Source organism: Rhodococcus sp. IC4_135 (genome assembly GCF_011602025.1).
Classification (GTDB): Bacteria; Actinomycetota; Actinomycetes; order Mycobacteriales; family Mycobacteriaceae; genus Rhodococcus_F; species Rhodococcus_F baikonurensis.
In genome coordinates, this window is sequence record NZ_JAAOLG010000094.1 from 1 (window position 1) to 1,753 (window position 1,753).

A 1,753-nucleotide genomic window follows, 5' to 3' on the forward strand; every position below is an offset into this window, starting at 1 on the left:
GGGGTAGCGTCGGTCACGTCGAGGTCTTTCGGATGGATGGCGTAGGAACCTCCATCGTCGGGAGACCTCGACGTCTACCTGCGGACCGACGCGCCCGGCCGACCTACACCCTCATCTGGGAAGAGCCACTATGATCCCATGTTGTCCCTACTTTCCGAGACGGGTCCCTTAATTTTCGCTGTGAGGACCAAATGTTTAGTGATCAGTTGAATGCGTTGTTCGACCACTCGGCGCGGATCGGCTGCCCGATTACGCAAGTGCAGCTGGCGGACGCGCTCAATGCCCGAGGTCACCAAATTTCGCATCCGTATATTTCGCAGTTGCGGCGAGGGAAGCGTTCGAATCCGTCTCCGGAGATCGTGGCGATACTCGCCGACTTCTTTGGTGTCGACAAAGACTATTTCTATCTTCCCGCCGTTAATCCTGATTTTCCGACGGCGTCGGAAGTGATCGAACGTCTCGACCAAGTACCTTTACGGAGACTCCTCGCTCAAGCGGACGGACTTTCTGACAGGTCGATGGGTATTGTCATTGAGATGGCTGAGCGTCTGCGCCACGCAGAGGGCTGCCCTGTGGTTACTGGAAACGGATTCTGGATATTCTGGTCCCACCCGGATGTACCTCCAATCGAAAGCGCAGAGTGCGGCCCATGAAAGAATAAGGTTTCGATTTTTTAAGAATGTTGGTTTTTGTATGTTTCTTATTCTTTGATAAATTCGCGCAATTTGAGGCCGCTATTTGAGGGGATGGCATCAAAGGGTGATTGGCATGATCGAAGACGCCGTTACAGTGATTTGTACACTATGTCCCAGCTCCGGTCCATCAGATCGGTGATGTAGGGCAAGTTGCACTATGCGACCAGCGTCTACCTTCCGCGGTTCTGACGAGTTACGTGTACCGAGTAATCCGCCCAACCCATCGATGGTTGGTTTCCATAGATTTGCCCAAGTGCGCGGCAACCCGGTCACGTAAGATATATGCAACGCGACAGGCCCATCTTGAATGGGTTTCAGTCCGGAGATTGCGTCCGGGATTTCGTTTTTGAATTGTTCTTTTGTATACGACCTGCGAGTTATCAGTGTTGCCGTTTGGCCGATGTTGGATGATTGCGCAGGGATGGCTGAGTCAATTGAAATCGTGGATATTTTTGAATTCCTTTTTGTGCACCATACGCTTGCAAGCTGATTCCCGGAAATTTGCTTTACTCTTTCTGTGAGTAGGAATGCGTATTGATCCAGGTCGGGTTTCTGAAGCAGCGGCGTATTCAAAGGGATCCCTACATTTAGGGAAAGGGCTGTGGAGCTGGATAGTGCTGTGAGATCAGGTAACAGTAGCTTCTCGCTGTCATTCAGGAATCTATCGGTTCGAGACTGGATAGATGGATTGATCTTTTCGGGCTGTGGGAGCACTGTCGGTACTTGTAGGCGGTTCGTCTTTCCGGATGGACAAGCGAAGCTAGGTGCTGGGAGGTGCATAGTGAAAGGGTAGAGGGCCAGGCAACGGACTGTTTGGGAGGTTTGGATCCAGCAGCGTTCGAACGGTTACTGGACATGTGCGTAGGCACGAGCCCAGTTTGGTCGAAAACCGATCTTGGTCTCAACACGTCAACGCATCACTACTGGTGAGATGATGCGTGATCGTGGAGGCATGGATGGGCAACAGGGCGCTCGGGTTCACTGTGGATCAAGAGAACACGATCTGGGAGATGTGGCGTCGCGGTGATTCGCTGAGTGCGACCGGGCGGGTCCTCGGG

The 1,753-nt window shown here is 52.7% G+C and carries 1 protein-coding gene; it reads left to right on the forward strand.

Annotated features, from left to right (window positions below; translation table 11 throughout):
* The first annotated feature begins 191 nt into the window (after nt 1-191).
* The gene (locus G8767_RS35110; RefSeq protein ID WP_050794073.1) at nt 192-653 is read left to right on the forward strand and encodes a helix-turn-helix transcriptional regulator; all 462 of its coding nucleotides are present in this window, start codon (nt 192-194) and stop codon (nt 651-653) included.
* Nucleotides 654-1,753: the final 1,100 nt, after the last annotated feature.

Coding starts and splice junctions, on each gene's coding strand:
- G8767_RS35110 (WP_050794073.1), top strand. CDS start 192: ATGTTTAGTGATCAGTTGAATGCGTTGTTCGACCACTCGGCGCGGATC.